Source organism: Pandoraea sp. NPDC090278 (assembly GCF_044772185.1).
Taxonomy (GTDB): domain Bacteria; phylum Pseudomonadota; class Gammaproteobacteria; order Burkholderiales; family Burkholderiaceae; genus Pandoraea.
The window spans coordinates 268836-284547 of the sequence record NZ_JBIVYJ010000008.1 but is presented as its reverse complement, the minus strand read 5'-3'; the positions used below and the strand labels follow the sequence as shown (position 1 = coordinate 284547).

The 15712-nt window shown below is 63.6% G+C and carries 14 protein-coding genes; 10 read left to right on the top strand and 4 right to left on the bottom strand.

Annotated features, from left to right (window positions below; genetic code table 11):
- Window positions 1–176 precede the first annotated feature (176 nt).
- A complete protein-coding gene (locus ACIQWO_RS25510; protein ID WP_402830159.1) occupies window positions 177–977 on the bottom strand; it encodes a basic amino acid ABC transporter substrate-binding protein in 801 nt (266 codons plus the stop codon).
- 83 nt (window positions 978–1060) lie between these two features.
- A complete protein-coding gene (locus ACIQWO_RS25505; protein WP_402830158.1) occupies window positions 1061–1837 on the bottom strand; it encodes an enoyl-CoA hydratase in 777 nt (258 codons plus the stop codon).
- A gap of 602 nt (window positions 1838–2439) precedes the next feature.
- On the opposite strand from ACIQWO_RS25505, the gene paaN reads away from it, so the two are divergent.
- From paaN to paaK, 5 genes are all read left to right on the top strand, one after another.
- Window positions 2440–4134: a phenylacetic acid degradation protein PaaN gene (paaN, locus tag ACIQWO_RS25500; protein WP_402830156.1), complete on the top strand. Its 1695-nt coding sequence runs from the start codon at window positions 2440–2442 to the stop codon at window positions 4132–4134.
- Between the two features lie 170 nt (window positions 4135–4304).
- Complete coding sequence (gene pcaF / locus ACIQWO_RS25495; RefSeq protein ID WP_402830153.1) at window positions 4305–5507, top strand: 3-oxoadipyl-CoA thiolase; 1203 nt, start codon at window positions 4305–4307, stop codon at window positions 5505–5507.
- Window positions 5508–5550: 43 nt separating this feature from the next.
- Entirely contained in the window at window positions 5551–6333 is a 783-nt protein-coding gene (gene paaG / locus ACIQWO_RS25490; protein ID WP_402830151.1) for a 2-(1,2-epoxy-1,2-dihydrophenyl)acetyl-CoA isomerase PaaG, read from the top strand.
- Between the two features lie 159 nt (window positions 6334–6492).
- The gene (paaI, locus tag ACIQWO_RS25485) at window positions 6493–6948 is read left to right on the top strand and encodes a hydroxyphenylacetyl-CoA thioesterase PaaI (protein ID WP_370855794.1); all 456 of its coding nucleotides are present in this window, start codon (window positions 6493–6495) and stop codon (window positions 6946–6948) included.
- Between the two features lie 97 nt (window positions 6949–7045).
- A complete protein-coding gene (gene paaK, locus ACIQWO_RS25480) occupies window positions 7046–8341 on the top strand; it encodes a phenylacetate--CoA ligase PaaK (protein ID WP_046289894.1) in 1296 nt (431 codons plus the stop codon).
- Between the two features lie 90 nt (window positions 8342–8431).
- Here paaK and ACIQWO_RS25475 read toward each other — a convergent pair whose 3' ends face one another.
- Entirely contained in the window at window positions 8432–9574 is a 1143-nt protein-coding gene (locus ACIQWO_RS25475; RefSeq protein WP_233328566.1) for a murein transglycosylase A, read from the bottom strand.
- Between ACIQWO_RS25475 and ACIQWO_RS25470 the strand changes: the two genes are divergently transcribed.
- The gene (locus ACIQWO_RS25470; protein WP_150666144.1) at window positions 9573–9806 is read left to right on the top strand and encodes a hypothetical protein; all 234 of its coding nucleotides are present in this window, start codon (window positions 9573–9575) and stop codon (window positions 9804–9806) included. The genes ACIQWO_RS25475 and ACIQWO_RS25470 overlap by 2 nt on opposite strands.
- Window positions 9807–9851: 45 nt before the next feature.
- Here the strand turns inward: ACIQWO_RS25470 and apaG are convergent, their stop codons facing one another.
- Window positions 9852–10226: a Co2+/Mg2+ efflux protein ApaG gene (gene apaG, locus ACIQWO_RS25465; protein ID WP_039393382.1), complete on the bottom strand. Its 375-nt coding sequence runs from the start codon at window positions 10224–10226 to the stop codon at window positions 9852–9854.
- Window positions 10227–10536: 310 nt separating this feature from the next.
- Here apaG and rpe point away from each other — a divergent pair, with 310 nt between their 5' ends.
- The 4 genes from rpe to ACIQWO_RS25445 all read left to right on the top strand — a co-directional run bounded on the left by rpe (window position 10537) and on the right by ACIQWO_RS25445 (window position 15710).
- Entirely contained in the window at window positions 10537–11217 is a 681-nt protein-coding gene (gene rpe / locus ACIQWO_RS25460; protein WP_010808649.1) for a ribulose-phosphate 3-epimerase, read from the top strand.
- Window positions 11214–11930 (top strand): phosphoglycolate phosphatase, encoded by a 717-nt coding sequence (locus ACIQWO_RS25455; protein WP_402830144.1) that lies wholly within the window; start codon window positions 11214–11216, stop codon window positions 11928–11930. Before rpe ends, ACIQWO_RS25455 begins: the two co-directional genes overlap by 4 nt.
- A 418-nt stretch (window positions 11931–12348) precedes the next feature.
- On the top strand, window positions 12349–13854 hold the full coding sequence (gene trpE, locus ACIQWO_RS25450) for an anthranilate synthase component I (RefSeq protein WP_402830142.1): 1506 nt from the start codon (window positions 12349–12351) through the stop codon (window positions 13852–13854).
- A gap of 404 nt (window positions 13855–14258) precedes the next feature.
- Window positions 14259–15710 carry an efflux transporter outer membrane subunit gene (locus ACIQWO_RS25445; protein WP_402830139.1) on the top strand — a complete coding sequence of 484 codons (1452 nt, stop codon included), beginning with the start codon at window positions 14259–14261 and terminating at the stop codon, window positions 15708–15710.
- Window positions 15711–15712 lie beyond the last annotated feature (2 nt).

The window sequence follows — 15712 nt, the reverse complement described above, 5'->3', positions numbered from 1 at the left end:
TTCGCTGCTTTCGCTGCGTCGCTGTCGTTGCGAGAGACGGAATATTAGTGAAAACCCGGAACCCTGGCAAGCACTTTGTGAAAATAATTTGAAAACCCACGAAAAAGCCCCGTCGAGACGGGGCTTTTCCATTTCATACAGCGCCGGCCGGCGCTGTATGCCAGGTGACTTCGGGACTACTTCTTACCAAAGTACCGCTCGTAGATAGCGTCATACGTACCGTCCGCCTTGATCGCATCGACACCTTTGTTGATCTTGGCCAGAAGCTCGGCATCTCCCTTGCGCACCGCAATGCCGTAGTACTCCTTCGGGAAGCTGCTGTCAGCAACCGTACGAAGCTTGGCATTCGGATTATTCGCAATGAAGTTCACCACCACACCGTTATCTGCGACCACCGCATCAACGCCACCCGCTTCGAGTTCCTTCATCGCCAGCGGCGTGCCTTCGAAACGTTTGACCGACGGGTTGTTCTTGCCCATCAGCTTCTGCACAACTTCGTCGCCCGTCGTCGCGGTTTGCACGCCCACCTTCATGGACTTCAGATCGTCGAACTTCTGCACGGCCGAGTTCGCTGGCACAGCGATAAGTTGCGACGCCTCAAAGTAAGGCTTCGAAAAATCCATCTGCTTGCTGCGTTCGTCCGTGATCGTGATCGCGGAGATCAAAATGTCGCGGTCGCCCTGCACCAACGAATTGAAGATGCCTTCGAACGGCGTATTGATAAAGCGGATGGAGATGCCCGCCTTGTCGGCGACGGCCTTCATCACATCGATATCGAAACCGGCGATCTGCCGGGTATCGGTTTCGAATTCGAACGGCGCATAGGCGGCGTCCGATCCGACGACGTACACAGGTTGCGAGCCGTCCGGCCCGACCGACCGGCCCGCAGCCGATTCTTCCTTCTTCCCGCAGGCACTCAACAGCAGCCCCGAGGCCACTACCAAGGCCAGCGCAAATGCACGTCGTTTCATCGACATCGTTTCGTCCCTTGCTGAAAAAACCGGCAGACTATCATAGGACGACCTCCCCAACGGCGGCCGTCCCGGCTTTTCGCAACAGATCAACGATGCTTGAAAACCGGCTTGCGCTTCTCGACGAACGCCGCCATGCCTTCTTTCTGGTCTTCCAGCGCAAAGAGCGAATGGAACATGCGTCGCTCGAATTGCACGCCCTCGTCGAGGGTCGACTCGAAAGCGCGGTTGACGGCTTCCTTTGCAGCCATAACGACCGGCAGCGAGTATTCACAGATGGTGTTGGCTGCGCCGATCGCCTCGTCGAGCAACTTTTCGAGCGGCACGATGCGCGAAACGAGACCCGCGCGCTCGGCTTCGGTGGCGTCCATGAAACGCGCGGTCAGGCACATGTCCATCGCTTTTGCCTTCGACACGGCACGCGTGAGACGCTGCGTACCGCCTGCGCCCGGAATCACCCCAAGCTTGATCTCGGGCTGCCCGAACTTTGCGTTGTCTGCGGCGATGATGAAGTCACACATCATGGCCAGTTCGCACCCACCGCCGAGCGCGAATCCCGACACGGCAGCGATGACCGGCTTGCGGATGCGGCGCACCGTCTCCCAGTTGCGCGTGATGTAGTCGCCCTTGAAGACGTCGGCGAACGTGTACTTGGACATCATGCCGATGTCGGCACCGGCGGCGAACGCCTTCTCGCTCCCGGTGATCACCATGCAACCGATGGCTTCGTCGGCATCGAACGCGGTGAGCGCAGCGCCCAGTTCGTCCATCAGCGCGTCGTTCAGCGCGTTGAGCGCTTTCGGACGATTCAGCGTGATCAGACCGACGCGGCCGCGCGTCTCCACCAGAATGTTCTCGTACGTCATCCTCTTACTCCTCCAGTCAAAGTCTCGTCTTGTGATTCGGGGGTCAGCGGTTGCCCGGGATAGACACCCGGGCAACCGCCAGAAACAGATAAGGCGATGGGCGCGCCATCGGTTTGCAACGGCGCTGCGGCGCTCTCGGCGAACCAGGGTACGCGGCTCGCTGGGCGTCGACTGCAGTGGTTAGGCATGATGCCATCGATCCCCGGGGCACGCACCTTTCGTTCCGCAACGCAGATCGGCGGCCGCAAGTCGTCCAATGTCGGGACAAAGTCCGAGAAATCGGGAGCGAAAGCGACCTGCATCCGACAATGAATCCCGCGAACCGGCCGCCCGCCCTGCACTCGTTACATCTGCTTGCGCCGCACAGCTCGCATGCCCGGATCCGTCGGGGAAAACCCGGCATCATCGTGTGCCACGCCCGGAAGATTTGGTGCTATATTAACAAACCAACCGGTCGGTTAATTAATATTGACGTCGAACCGACGACTACGATTAGTCAGACGACCCGGTGCCGTCCCCTGCGTCTTGCCGCGCGAGCCACGAGCTTGCCCGCAAGACAGCGAATCCGCCAGCCGCATCCCGACACGGACAGATCCACAACCATGACTCATCCCCTCTTCGCCAAACACCAAGAGACTCTCGAGCGCGCCCTTCAGGCCATCGCCACGCGTGGTTACTGGAGCCCGTTCACGGAAATGCCGAGCCCGCGCGCGTATGGCGAGACGGCCGCCGCCGACGGCGAAGCCGCTTTCAAACAGTATCTGAACGCCGCCTTCCCGCTGGAGCAGCGCGGCAGCACGGGCAGTGTCGGCCAGGAAGCCTCGCCGTTCGGCTTTGCGCTCGGCACAACCTACCCCGGCTTCGAAATCGACGCCCTGCTCGCCCGCGTGAAGGACGCCCACAAGTCGTGGCGCGCCGCGACGCCGGACGCCTGGGTTGGCGTCTCGCTCGAAATCCTCAAGCGCCTGAACGCACGTAGCTTCGAAATGGCCAACGCCGTGATGCACACGACGGGGCAGGCGTTCATGATGGCGTTCCAGGCCGGTGGCCCGCACGCACAAGATCGCGGTCTCGAAGCCGTGGCCTACGCATGGGACGAACTGCGCCGCATTCCGGCAGACGCCTACTGGGAAAAGCCGCAGGGCAAGAACCCGCCGCTGGCGATGGAAAAGCGCTACACCGTCGTGCCGCGTGGCGTGGCGCTGGTGCTTGGATGCTGCACGTTCCCGACCTGGAACGGCTATCCCGGCCTGTTCGCCAGCCTCGCGACCGGCAATGCCGTCGTCGTCAAGCCGCACCCGGGCGCGATCCTGCCGCTCGCCATCACCGTGAAGATCGCGCGTGAAGTGCTTAAGGAAGCCGGTTTCGATCCGGATGTCGTCACGCTCGCCGCCACCAACCCGAACGACGGCGCCATCGTCCAGCAACTCGCGAAGCGCGACGAAGTGCGCGTGATCGACTTCACCGGCAGCACCGCCAACGGCGACTGGCTGGAGATCAACGCACGTCAGGCGCAGGTCTACACCGAGAAGGCCGGTGTGAACCAGATCGTGATCGACTCGACGGACGACCTCAAGGGCATGGCCCGCAACATCGGTTTCTCGCTCGCGCTGTACTCGGGCCAGATGTGCACCGCGCCGCAGAACATCTACATCCCGCGCGACGGCATTCAGACGCCGGACGGCAAGGTCTCTTTCGACGAAGTCGTGGCCGCCATTGCCGGTAGCGTTCAGAAGACGTGCAGCGATCCGGCCAAGGCCGTCGAACTGCTCGGCGCAATCCAGAACGAAGGCGTCCTCGCCCGCATCGACGAAGCTCGCAAGGTCGGCCGTGTCGTGCTCGACAGCCAGACGCTCGAACACCCGGCCTTTGCTGGCGCACGCGTGCGCACGCCGCTGATCGTCGCACTCGACGTCGCCGACGAAGCCACCTACACCCGCGAATGGTTCGGCCCGATCACGTTCGTAATCGCCGTCGACAGCAGCGAGCAAGCCTTCGCGCTGGCTGGACGCACCGCTGCGCAGCACGGCGCCCTCACGCTGGCGGCCTACACGACGACGCCGGAAGGCGAAGCACTGGCACTCGACGCCGCCATCGAAGGCCGCGTCGCCCTGTCGCTCAACCTGACGGGTGGCGTGTTCGTCAACCAATCGGCGGCGTACTCGGACTACCACGGCACGGGCGGCAACCCGGCAGCAAACGCCAGCCTGGCCGACGCAGCGTTCGTCGCCAACCGTTTCCGTGTCGTGCAAAGCCGCCATCATGTCCCGGCCAAGTCCGAAACGGGCGCTGCCTGATTCACGCCCAGTTAAGTCACATCTATATAGAGAGGACGGGAAACCCCTCACGCAAATGCGACGGTAAGTCACTACCATAGTCACTCACCGTCGCACGGCCCCCTGCGCTTCAGCGCCTAGACGCCCGTGACCGATTTTCCCGCCCCAAGCCAAGACAGGAACGAGACACCATGACCGAAGCCTTCATCTGCGACGCGATCCGCACCCCCATCGGCCGTTACGGCGGTGCGTTGAAGGACGTTCGCGCCGACAACCTCGGTGCGATCCCCCTCAAGGCGCTGATGGCGCGCAACCCGAACGTCGACTGGACGCTGATCGACGACGTCATTTACGGCTGCGCCAATCAGGCAGGTGAAGACAACCGCAACGTCGCTCGCATGGCGTCGCTGCTTGCCGAGTTGCCCATCGACGTGCCGGGCGCGACGCTCAACCGTCTGTGCGGCTCGGGCATGGACGCCATCGGCACCGCCGCACGCGCCATCAAGGCGGGCGAAGCCGGGCTGATGATCGCGGGCGGCGTCGAATCGATGACGCGTGCGCCGTTCGTGATGGGTAAGGCCGACAGCGCGTTCTCGCGTCAGGCCGCCATTTTCGACACGACCATCGGCTGGCGCTTCATCAACCCGCTGATGAAGGCGCAGTACGGCGTCGACTCGATGCCGGAGACGGCAGAGAATGTGGCCGACGACTTCAAGATCAATCGCGAAGATCAGGACCGCTTTGCGCTCCGTAGCCAGGAAAAGGCCGCGCGCGCACAAGCCGACGGCACGCTCGCACAGGAAATCACGCCGGTGTCGATCGCCCAGAAAAAGGGCGACGCCATTGTCGTGGAACATGACGAACATCCGCGCGCCACGAGCATGGAAGCGCTGGGCAAGCTCAAGGGTGTGGTTCGCCCGGACGGTACCGTCACCGCCGGTAACGCTTCCGGAGTGAACGACGGCTCGTGCGCCCTGCTGCTGGCCAGCGAAAGCGCCGCCAAGCTGCATGGCCTCACGCCGCGCGCCCGTGTGCTCGGCATGGCAACCGCCGGTGTCGCACCGCGCATCATGGGCATCGGCCCGGCCCCGGCCACGATAAAGCTGCTCAAGCAACTGAACATGACGCTCGACCAGTTCGACGTCATCGAACTGAACGAAGCGTTCGCGAGCCAGGGTCTGGCGGTGATGCGTCAACTCGGCCTCGCCGATGACGACGCCCGCGTGAACCCGAACGGCGGTGCGATCGCGCTGGGCCATCCGCTGGGTGCGTCGGGCGCGCGTCTGGTGACGACGGCGATGTATCAGCTTCACCGCACGGGCGGCCGCTTCGCGCTGTGCACGATGTGCATCGGCGTGGGTCAGGGCATCGCCATCGCCATCGAGCGCGTCTGAGCACCCCCCTTCTATATATAGAGAGCCCCGGAGACAGCCCCCGATGACCGCCACGATTCAACTGACGCTGCAAGACAACGTCGCCACGATCACGCTCAACCGTCCCGAGAAGCTCAACAGCTTCACGCGGCAGATGCACGCGGAACTGCGCGACGCCCTCGCCACTGCGCAGGCACAAGGCGCGCGCGCCATTGTGCTGACCGGTGCGGGCCGAGGCTTCTGCGCCGGGCAGGATCTGGCGGATCTGGACTTCACGCCGGGTGCATCGACCGATCTCGGCGCGCTGATCGACGAAAACTTCAACCCGCTCGTGCGCAAGCTGCGCGCCATGCCGATGCCGGTGATTGCTGCGGTGAACGGCATCGCCGCAGGCGCAGGTGCGAACCTCGCCCTGGCATGCGACATCGTGCTGGCCAGCGCTTCCGTCAACTTCGTGCAGGCGTTCGTGAAGATCGGGCTCGTGCCGGATACCGGTGGCACGTGGTTCCTGCCGCAACGCATCGGCATGGCCCGCGCGATGGGGCTGGCGATGCTCGGCGACAAACTCTCGGCCGAGCAGGCCGAAGAGTGGGGCCTGATCTGGCGCTGCGTCGACGACGACGCGCTGTTGCCCGAAGCCCAAAAGCTCGCCACGCAACTGGCTACGCAGCCGACGAAGGCGCTCGCGACCATCAAGGAAGCGCTTTACGCCTCGGCGACCAACACGCTCGATCAGCAACTGGATCTCGAGCGCGACGGGCAACGCTCGCTGGGTGCGTCCTACGACTATGCGGAAGGCGTGAACGCGTTCCTGCAAAAGCGCGCGCCGAAGTTCGAAGGCCGCTGATCGCCAACGAAGCACAAACGAAGCACCGAGCAAGCTGAAGGAACGCAGGACCAAGGAAAAGCAGAACAAGCAGCGACGCACACCGAACGCCAAAACCATACGCGTCGCGCGAGAGACCACGACATAACAAGATTAGACGAGACACAAGAGGAACCCCCGATGAGCCAAACCTCCGCCGCCAAAGCCGTCAGCGACATGACGCCGGAAGAACTCGCCCACGCGACGGGCGAAGCGATGTACAGCACCGACCGAGCGAGCCAATGGCTGGGCATGGAGTTGCAGGAAGTGCGTCCCGGCTATGCCCGTATGACGATGCGCATTCGCGACGAATTCCTCAACGGTCACGCGATCTGCCACGGCGGCCTGATGTTCACGCTGGCCGATTCGACGTTTGCCTTCGCCTGCAACAGCTACAACGTCGTGACGGTGGCAGCCGGTTGCAGCATCGAGTTCCTCAAGCCGGTCTCGGGCGGCGACACGCTCACCGCCGAAGCGCAGGAGCAGGTGCTCTCAGGGCGTCATGGCATTTACGACATTCGTTTGACGAACAGCGCCGGTGAAGTGGTGGCGATGTTCCGCGGCAAGTCCGCACAGATCAAGGGCAGCGTCGTCTGACGAGGTCCGGTCATATTCAGTAGTACGCGCTCCCGGGCTCGGGCGCGCGCGGTAATCAACGTATCAGCGTAAGAAGCAAGACCCCAAGGAGACAGTCATGACCACCGCCTTGCCGCTCGAGCCGATCGAGAAAGCGAGCCTCGACGAACTGCGCGCCCTTCAGCTCGACCGACTGAAGACGACGCTGCGGCATGCCTATGAGAATTCGCCGGTGTATCGCCGGAAGTTCGAAGAGGCAGGCGTCCACCCGGACGAACTGACCTCGCTGGCCGACCTGGCCAAGTTCCCGTTCACGACGAAGCAGGATCTGCGCGACAGCTACCCCTTCGGCATGTTCGCGGTGCCGATGGAGCAGGTCTCGCGTGTGCATGCGTCCTCCGGCACGACGGGCAAGCCGACGGTCGTGGGCTACACCGCCAACGACATCAGCACCTGGGCCGATCTGGTCGCCCGTTCGATCCGCGCCTCGGGTGCGCGTCGCGGCGACAAGGTGCACATCAGCTATGGCTACGGCCTGTTCACGGGCGGTCTCGGCGCACACTACGGCGCAGAGCGTGCGGGCCTGACGGTGATTCCGTTCGGCGGCGGACAGACCGAGAAGCAAGTGCAGCTGATTCAGGACTTCAAGCCGGACATCATCATGGTGACGCCGAGCTACATGCTCGCGATCGCCGACGAACTGGAACGTCAGGGCATCGTGGCGGCGGAATCGTCGCTGCGCATCGGCATCTTCGGCGCGGAGCCCTGGACGAACGACATGCGCACGGCCATCGAGAAGCGTATGGGCATCGACGCGGTCGACATCTACGGTCTGTCGGAAGTGATGGGCCCGGGCGTGGCGTGCGAATGCGCCGAAACGAAGGACGGTCCGACCATCTGGGAAGATCACTTCTATCCCGAAATCATCGATCCGGAGACGGGTGAAGTACTGCCCGACGGCGAGTTCGGCGAACTGGTGTTCACCTCGCTCACGAAGGAAGCGCTGCCGATCATTCGTTATCGCACGCGCGACCTCACGCGTTTGCTGCCGGGTACGGCGCGCACGATGCGTCGTATGGAGAAGATCACCGGCCGCTCGGACGACATGATGATCATTCGCGGCGTGAACGTCTTCCCGTCGCAGATCGAGGAGTTGCTGCTGCGTCAGCCGGTGCTTTCCCCGCACTACCAGATCATTCTGGACAAGGAAGGCCCGATGGACACGATGGCGGTGGACGTCGAAGCGGCCGTCGGATGCGACGACGCGGCTGCGTTGCAAGCGGCTGGCGGCGAACTCAAGCGCGACATCAAGACGCTCATCGGCGTATCGTGCGCCGTGCGCGTGAAGCCGGTTGGTGGCATCGAACGCTCCGTCGGCAAGGCGCGCCGGGTCGTGGACAAGCGCCCGCGCTAAGCCGTAGGCGACATCTCGTCAGCATGAAAAAAGCCCGCGAACTTCGCGGGCTTTTTCTTTGCCGTCAGTACTTGAAGAAAGCGATCCGGCTTACTGGTTCGGCAGGAACACCCACATCTTGCCGCTCTGACGCATGCGTCCTGCCAGATCACCCGCGTCGTCGCCCAATCCCCAGAAGAAGTCGGCACGAACGCCACCCTTGATCGCGCTGCCGGTGTCCTGCGCGAACATCAGCCGGTTGATCGGCGAATTGGCCTGCGGCCCGAACGGCGGACGCGTCGTCGACAGGAACACGGGGCTGCCCAGCGGAATCGATGCCGGATCGACGGCAATCGAACGCTCCGCCGTCAACGGCACACCCAGCGCACCGATGGGGCCTTCGATGCCGCCCACGCCGTGATTCGGCATCTCGCGGAAGAAGACGAAGCGCGGGTTCACATCGAGCAACGCATCGACGCGCGACGGATTCGCGCGCGCCCAGGCACGAATACCCTGCATCGTCGCCTGCGCCGCCGTGATCTCGCCGCGATCGATCAGCCAGCGGCCAATCGACTTGTACGGCTGATCGTTGTTGCCGCCGTAGCCCACGCGCATGATCGAACCGTCATCGAGCACGACCTGGCCGGAGCCCTGCACTTGCAGGAAGAATGCCTCGATAGGATCGTCGACATACACCAGTTCGTAGCCGCGCAACATGCCGCTGCGCATCAGCTCGGCGCGGGCGGGAAGCGATCCAGCCTTGCGTCCGGCGGGCCATTTGTAGAGCGGCGTCTGGTAGACCCCGCTGCGCACACGCGAGCCGTGCAGCAGCGGTTCGTAGTAACCGGTGATCAGGCCCGTCTGCGTTCCATCGGAGTTCGCGATGCGAAACGGCGTAAAGTACTGCTCAAAGAATTGGCGGACGGAGGCGGCGTCGAGATCGTCGAGCTGCTCGGAGGCCCGGCAGGCCGGTTGCCACTTCGCCTGACGACCCAGTTTTACGCAGGTTTGCGCCAGCGCGAGACGCGCACCGATCAGGGAATCGTCCTGCCAGCCGTCGACATCGGCCCATGTCACGGCCTGCATGCGACCTGCACCGGACGGAGGCGTTGCCACGTTCGATGGCGGAACGCCTGGACGCGACGGGGTCGACGGAGGCACACTCGAACAACCATAGAGCAATGCGGCAAACGCGGCGAGCGCCAGGCCCCGGCCAGCGCGCCACCGCCCGAACACATTCAGGAAGAGCGTCATGAGTAATCTGTTCGATGAATATCCGGCCTTGCTGGTGTTGCCGGAGGTGTTGCTGGCGATCGTGATCGTCGCCGCTATCGTGATCCTGCGACGCAAGCCGTCGCCCGGACGAAGGGTTCGCCAGATGCGCGCCACCCGGCCGATGCCAAGCGACACTGTGGATCCTGTCGATCCACGCGACGCGTCCGGCGATCCGCTCAAGAAGGAAGACTGGTCCGACGACCGTCGCTGACGCGCCAGTCTGCCGAACCACGCCAACGGTGCGCGCATGCCCGGCTCAGTGCAGCGTGCGCGGCATGGTCAGCGCGAATTCCGCGATGGGCGCTTCGAAGCGGGTGCCGTCCTCTGCCACGCAGAAGTACTCGCCACGCATGGTGCCCACCGGCGTGGCGACCATCGCCCAGCTCGTGTATTCGAACTGTTCGCCCGGCTGAAGGAACGGCTGATGTCCGACCACGCCCAGCCCGTTCACTTCCTGCACCTTGTTGTCGCCGTCGGTAATCACCCAGTGACGCGAAATCAGCTGTGCCGGGACCTCGCCGCTGTTGCGGATGGTGATCGTGTAGGCGAAGGCAAACTGCCGCCGATCCGGTTCCGACTGTTCCGGGAGGTACTGCGGGCGCACGGTGACGGTAAATTCGTACTGGCTCATCGGGTGTTCCTGTAGCGCATGCGTGCTCTCTGATGTTGTTCTGGTCTGACTCTTATGGGACGGCGGCGGGGTCCAGCAGCGTGACAGGCAGTCAACACAAATGCTGTCCCGTTTTGCAAGGCATTCTGCGGCAAGTCGTCGCGGGTCGCAACCAGCAAACGTCCTTCGGATGTCCGCCAAACGCCGCTCGGAACGTCCGTTCTCCGTATTCCACTGAAAGGCTTTCCGGCCGGGGTCTCCGGCACCCAACGGGCAAGCGTCATGTGAAAGCTTTAAAATAGCGCTTTTGACGCCCTCCCCCTGCCCTGCCATGACGCAATTCTGTATCGCCCCCAGCATCCTGTCCGCCGACTTTGCCCGGCTGGGCGAAGAAGTCCGTAACGTCGTGGCGGCGGGCGCCGACTGGATTCACTTCGACGTGATGGACAACCATTACGTTCCCAATCTGACGATCGGCCCGATGGTCTGCGAAGCCATTCGCCCGCACGTAGACGTGCCCATCGACGTGCACCTGATGGTGCGCCCGGTCGATCGCATCGTGCCCGACTTCGCCAAGGCCGGTGCCAATCTGATCACGTTCCACCCGGAAGCCTCGGAACACGTGGACCGCACGCTGAGCCTGATTCGCGATAACGGCTGCAAGGCCGGTCTCGTCTTCAACCCGGGCACCCCGCTCCATTACCTCGATCACGTGATGGATCGTCTGGACATGGTGCTGATCATGTCGGTCAACCCCGGTTTCGGCGGCCAGTCGTTCATTCCGGAAGCCCTCAACAAGCTGCGCGCCGTGCGTGCCCGTATCGACGCGTACACCGCCGAGACCGGCCGCGAGATCCGTCTTGAGATCGACGGCGGCGTGAAAGTCGACAACATCGCCGAAATCGCGGCGGCTGGCGCGGACACGTTCGTCGCCGGTTCGGCCATCTTCGGCAAACCCGACTACAAGGCGGTAATCGACCAGATGCGCGCCCAACTCGCGAGCGTCGCATGATCCAGAATCCGCATCTCCAACTGGACGGCATCCGCGCCGTGCTGATCGACCTCGACGGCACGCTCGTCGACACCGCAGGCGACTTCGGTGTCGCATTGAACGCCATGCTCGCCGACCTCGGCGCCGAACCGGTGCCGGTCGAGCGTCTGATGACGTTCGTGGGCAAGGGCACGGCCAACCTCGTGCGCAAGACGCTTGCCGAGCGCTTCCCCGAGTCGGACATCGACGCGCTGTTCGACCGTGCGCAAGACAAGTACGAAGCGGTCTACACGTCGATCAACGGCGAGAACACGGTGCTCTATCCGGAAGTGCGCGAAGGGCTGGCCGCGTTGCGCGAAGCCGGTCTGCCGGTCGCTTGCATCACGAACAAGCAACATCGCTTCGCGGTCGACCTGCTCGCACACTACGGCCTGAGCGATCAGTTCGACCTCGTGTACGGTGGCGACTCGTGGCCCAAGCGCAAGCCGGACCCGATGCCGCTCGTCAAAGCGTGTGAAGCGTTCGGTGTGACGCCCGCGCAAACGGTGCTCGTCGGCGACTCCGGGAACGACGCGCAGGCCGCCCGCGCCGCAGGCTGCCGCTCGCTCACGGTGCCGTACGGCTACAACCATGGCGAATCTATACAAACGATTGACACGGATGGTATAGTCGCCTCAATTCTGGGCGCTGCCCGGGCGATTCTGCCCAAGGCGACGTCCGCACTGGCGAACTGAATTCGTCATCTTCCACACTGCATTCAAGCAATGTTCCTGAACAAGAAACGGAGTCTTAGCGTGATCGACCGGGGGGCCTGGCCCTGGCGACGCTGGTCCTGCTGAACCCTTCCCAAAGGGGTGGCCGGGACCGCCGAAGCTCGTCTTCGGCAACCCGTTTCTTGCATCGTTGTTGTTCCCAAGAAGTCATTGATCGGCGCGCCGTCTCGTACGGCGTGCGGATTCGTCGAGACACATCGTATCCTCAGCTTTCTCCGAGCCGTCGCGGTCGCCGCCGATGTGCGCGGGTTCGCTGCGGACCGATGCGCCGCGACGTGGGTCAGCACATCCCACCCCGACACGACTCAGGTATTCTCAACGCCAATCCACGCCGATTCTGCGGGACCGCCCGCCGGCAAACTTGCAGGCAGAGTGCAACATGACCGAACTCGAATTCAAATCGCTGGCCAATCAGGGCTTCAACCGCATCCCGCTGATCGCAGAAGCCTTTGCCGATCTCGACACCCCGCTGTCGCTTTATCTGAAGCTGGCGTTGGGGGACCGTCGTGGTGCGAACACTTTCCTGCTGGAGTCCGTCGTCGGGGGCGAGCGCTTCGGCCGCTACTCCTTCATCGGCCTGTCCGCCCACACGCTGCTGCGCAGCTTCGGCCCGAAGACCGAAGTCGTGCGCGACGGCGCCGTCGTCGAGACGCATGAGGGCGACCCGCTCGAATTCATCACTCAGTTTCAGGCGCGCTTCAAAGTGGCGCTGCGCCCGGGCATGCCGCGCTTCTGCGGCGGCCTCGCCGGTTACTTCGGCTACGACGCCGTGCGCTACATCGAGAAGAAGCTCGCGCACACCGCGCCGCGCGACGACCTGAATCTGCCGGACATCCAGTTGCTGCTCACCGAAGAACTCGCGGTGATCGACAACCTGACCGGCAAGCTCTACCTCATCATTTACGCGGACCCCACGCAGCCGGAAGCCTATTCGAAGGCACGTCTGCGTCTGCGCGAGCTGCGCGCGCGCCTGAAAGCGCCGGTCGACGCCCCCGTCACGTCCGGCAGCGTGCGCACCGAAACCTTCCGCGAATTCGCCAAGCCGGACTATCTGGCCGCCGTCGCCAAGGCGAAGGAAGCCATCGCCGCCGGTGAACTGATGCAGGTCCAGGTTGGCCAGCGCCTCATCAAGCCGTACCGCGATGCCCCGCTCTCGCTCTACCGCGCGCTGCGCTCGCTCAACCCGTCGCCGTACATGTACTTCTACAACTTCGGCGACTTCCAGGTCGTGGGCGCTTCGCCGGAGATTCTGGTGCGTCAGGAACGTCGTCAGATGCCCGACGGCGAACACGAGATCGTGACGATTCGTCCGCTCGCTGGCACGCGTCCGCGCGGTGCGACGCCCGAGCGCGACGCAGAACTGGCGAAGGAATTGCTTGGCGATCCGAAGGAAATCGCCGAACACGTGATGCTGATCGATCTGGCCCGCAACGACGTGGGCCGCATCGCGCAAACCGGTACCGTCGAAGTCACCGACAAGATGGTCATCGAGAAATACTCGCACGTGCAGCACATCGTGAGTTCGGTGGAAGGCCGTCTGCAACCGGGTCTGTCGAACATCGACGTGCTGCGCGCCACCTTCCCGGCTGGCACGCTCACCGGCGCACCGAAGGTGCGCGCGATGGAACTGATCGACGAACTCGAACCGGTCAAGCGCGGCCTCTACGGCGGCGCGGTGGGCTATCTGTCGTTCGGCGGTGAAATGGACGTCGCCATCGCGATTCGCACCGGCGTGGTGAAGGACGGCAATCTGTACGTGCAGGCCGCCGCAGGCATCGTGGCCGACTCGGTGCCCGAATCGGAATGGCAAGAGACGGAGAACAAGGCGCGCGCCGTGCTGCGCGCGGCCGAACAGGTGCAGGACGGACTCGACGCAGAGTACTGATCCCTACATCCTCGCACCGCTGCACCAATGTGAAGCGCATTGCCGTTTAAAACGCAACACACTTCCCTACATTGCATGTCGGTGACGCTTCACCTGCAAAGGCCTCGAATCGACGCTCTAGTCGATTCGGGGCCTTTCTTGATTTAGCACAACCGTTCGCTTTTTTCGACCTCTTTGGTATACGCCGATTGACGTCACCCACGATATAGTTAGGTGTCCGTCGGGAGGTCGAAGCTTCTATGGCGAAACCATGCAATCCACGTATGCGTTCCGGCATCGCGAATACCCCAGCGATGCCCCCAACGTCCGTCAGGCCCAGTCGGCCCAATAGGCTCATTGGGCCCAGGTCGCTCATATCGATCACGGCTGCGCTTGCCGCTGCCGTGCTCAGCGGCTGTATCTCGATGGCGCCCACTTACGAGCGCCCCGCCGCCCCTGTCGCCAATGTGTGGACGCCGGACGTCAGCGCCTCACCCGCCACAGCAACGGCGCAGCCCGCGTCCGCGCTCGACTGGCGCGAGTACTTCGCCGATCCGCAGCTACGCAGCCTCATCGACACGGCACTGGCGAACAATCGCGATCTGCGCGTCGCTTTGGCGCGTGTGGAACAGGCGCGCGCGGTGTACGGCATTCAACGCGCCGATCTATTTCCTTCCGCAGGCATCGGCGCAAGCGGCACACGGCAACGTCTGCCCGGCGACCTGAGCCTGACCGGCAATCCCTACATCAGCAGCCAGTACCAAGTGGGCCTCGGCCTGTCGACATGGGAGCTGGACTTCTGGGGTCGCATCCGCAATCTGAAAGACGCCGCGCTCGACGACTATCTCGCGTCCGACGCCTCGCGCCGCGCGCTCGAACTCAGCCTGATTTCGCAAGTTGCGCAAACGTGGCTGAGTCTGCGCGAATTCGACGAACGCATCGCGCTCGCGCAGCAAACGGTCGACAGCCGGGCCGAGTCGCTGCGCATCTTCACGCGACGCGAGCAGGTCGGCTCGACGTCGAAGCTCGATCTCACGGAAGTCACCACGCTGTGGCAACAGGCGCGCGCGCTCGTCACGCAACTCGAGCAGCAACGCGCAGCGCAGGCGCACGCGTTGCAAGTGCTTGTCGGCGTGCCCATCGACACCTCACCGCAGGCGCTCGATCGCACGGTCGACGATGCCGGTCTGATGCGCGATCTCGAGCCCGGCTTACCGTCGTCGTTGCTGGAGGATCGTCCGGACATCATCGCGGCCGAGTATCAACTGCGCGCAGCGCACGCCAACATCGGCGCAGCTCGCGCGGCGTTCTTCCCGCAGATCACGCTGACGGGTTCCGTCGGCACGGCGAGCAGCGCGCTCGATGGTCTGTTCAAAGCGGGCAGCGCGGCGTGGGCTTTCACGCCGAGCATCAACATCCCGATCTTCCAGGGCGGACGTCTCGTCAATAACCTCGATCTGGCCGAAGCGCGTCGCGTGGAGTCGGTGGCGAATTACGAGAAGACGATTCAGGGCGCATTCCGCGACGTCGCCGATGCGTTAAGCGCACGCCGCTGGCTCGCCGAGCAGGTGACGATTCTGCAAGCAACGCAGGACGCGCAAGCAGAACGCGCACGTCTCGCCAAGCTGCGTTACGACCACGGCGCAGCGGCGTTCCTCGAAGTCCTCGACGCCCAACGCGATCTCCTCGCCATCGAACAAACCACGGTGCAGACACGACGCGCGCTGCTCTCTGCACGTGTGTCGCTCTACACGGCGCTCGGCGGCGGCAGCCGACTCATGCCTGCGGCCGACACGCCTTCGGGACTGTTCGGACAAACGCCACGCGTCGTCGAACCGTCGCCGGGCACGGCGAACACCGCGCCGACCGTCCAATAAAT

Coding starts and splice junctions, on each gene's coding strand:
- ACIQWO_RS25510 (WP_402830159.1), bottom strand. CDS start 977: ATGTCGATGAAACGACGTGCATTTGCGCTGGCCTTGGTAGTGGCCTCG.
- ACIQWO_RS25505 (WP_402830158.1), bottom strand. CDS start 1,837: ATGACGTACGAGAACATTCTGGTGGAGACGCGCGGCCGCGTCGGTCTG.
- paaN (WP_402830156.1), top strand. CDS start 2,440: ATGACTCATCCCCTCTTCGCCAAACACCAAGAGACTCTCGAGCGCGCC.
- pcaF (WP_402830153.1), top strand. CDS start 4,305: ATGACCGAAGCCTTCATCTGCGACGCGATCCGCACCCCCATCGGCCGT.
- paaG (WP_402830151.1), top strand. CDS start 5,551: ATGACCGCCACGATTCAACTGACGCTGCAAGACAACGTCGCCACGATC.
- paaI (WP_370855794.1), top strand. CDS start 6,493: ATGAGCCAAACCTCCGCCGCCAAAGCCGTCAGCGACATGACGCCGGAA.
- paaK (WP_046289894.1), top strand. CDS start 7,046: ATGACCACCGCCTTGCCGCTCGAGCCGATCGAGAAAGCGAGCCTCGAC.
- ACIQWO_RS25470 (WP_150666144.1), top strand. CDS start 9,573: ATGAGTAATCTGTTCGATGAATATCCGGCCTTGCTGGTGTTGCCGGAG.
- ACIQWO_RS25475 (WP_233328566.1), bottom strand. CDS start 9,574: ATGACGCTCTTCCTGAATGTGTTCGGGCGGTGGCGCGCTGGCCGGGGC.
- apaG (WP_039393382.1), bottom strand. CDS start 10,226: ATGAGCCAGTACGAATTTACCGTCACCGTGCGCCCGCAGTACCTCCCG.
- rpe (WP_010808649.1), top strand. CDS start 10,537: ATGACGCAATTCTGTATCGCCCCCAGCATCCTGTCCGCCGACTTTGCC.
- ACIQWO_RS25455 (WP_402830144.1), top strand. CDS start 11,214: ATGATCCAGAATCCGCATCTCCAACTGGACGGCATCCGCGCCGTGCTG.
- trpE (WP_402830142.1), top strand. CDS start 12,349: ATGACCGAACTCGAATTCAAATCGCTGGCCAATCAGGGCTTCAACCGC.
- ACIQWO_RS25445 (WP_402830139.1), top strand. CDS start 14,259: ATGGCGCCCACTTACGAGCGCCCCGCCGCCCCTGTCGCCAATGTGTGG.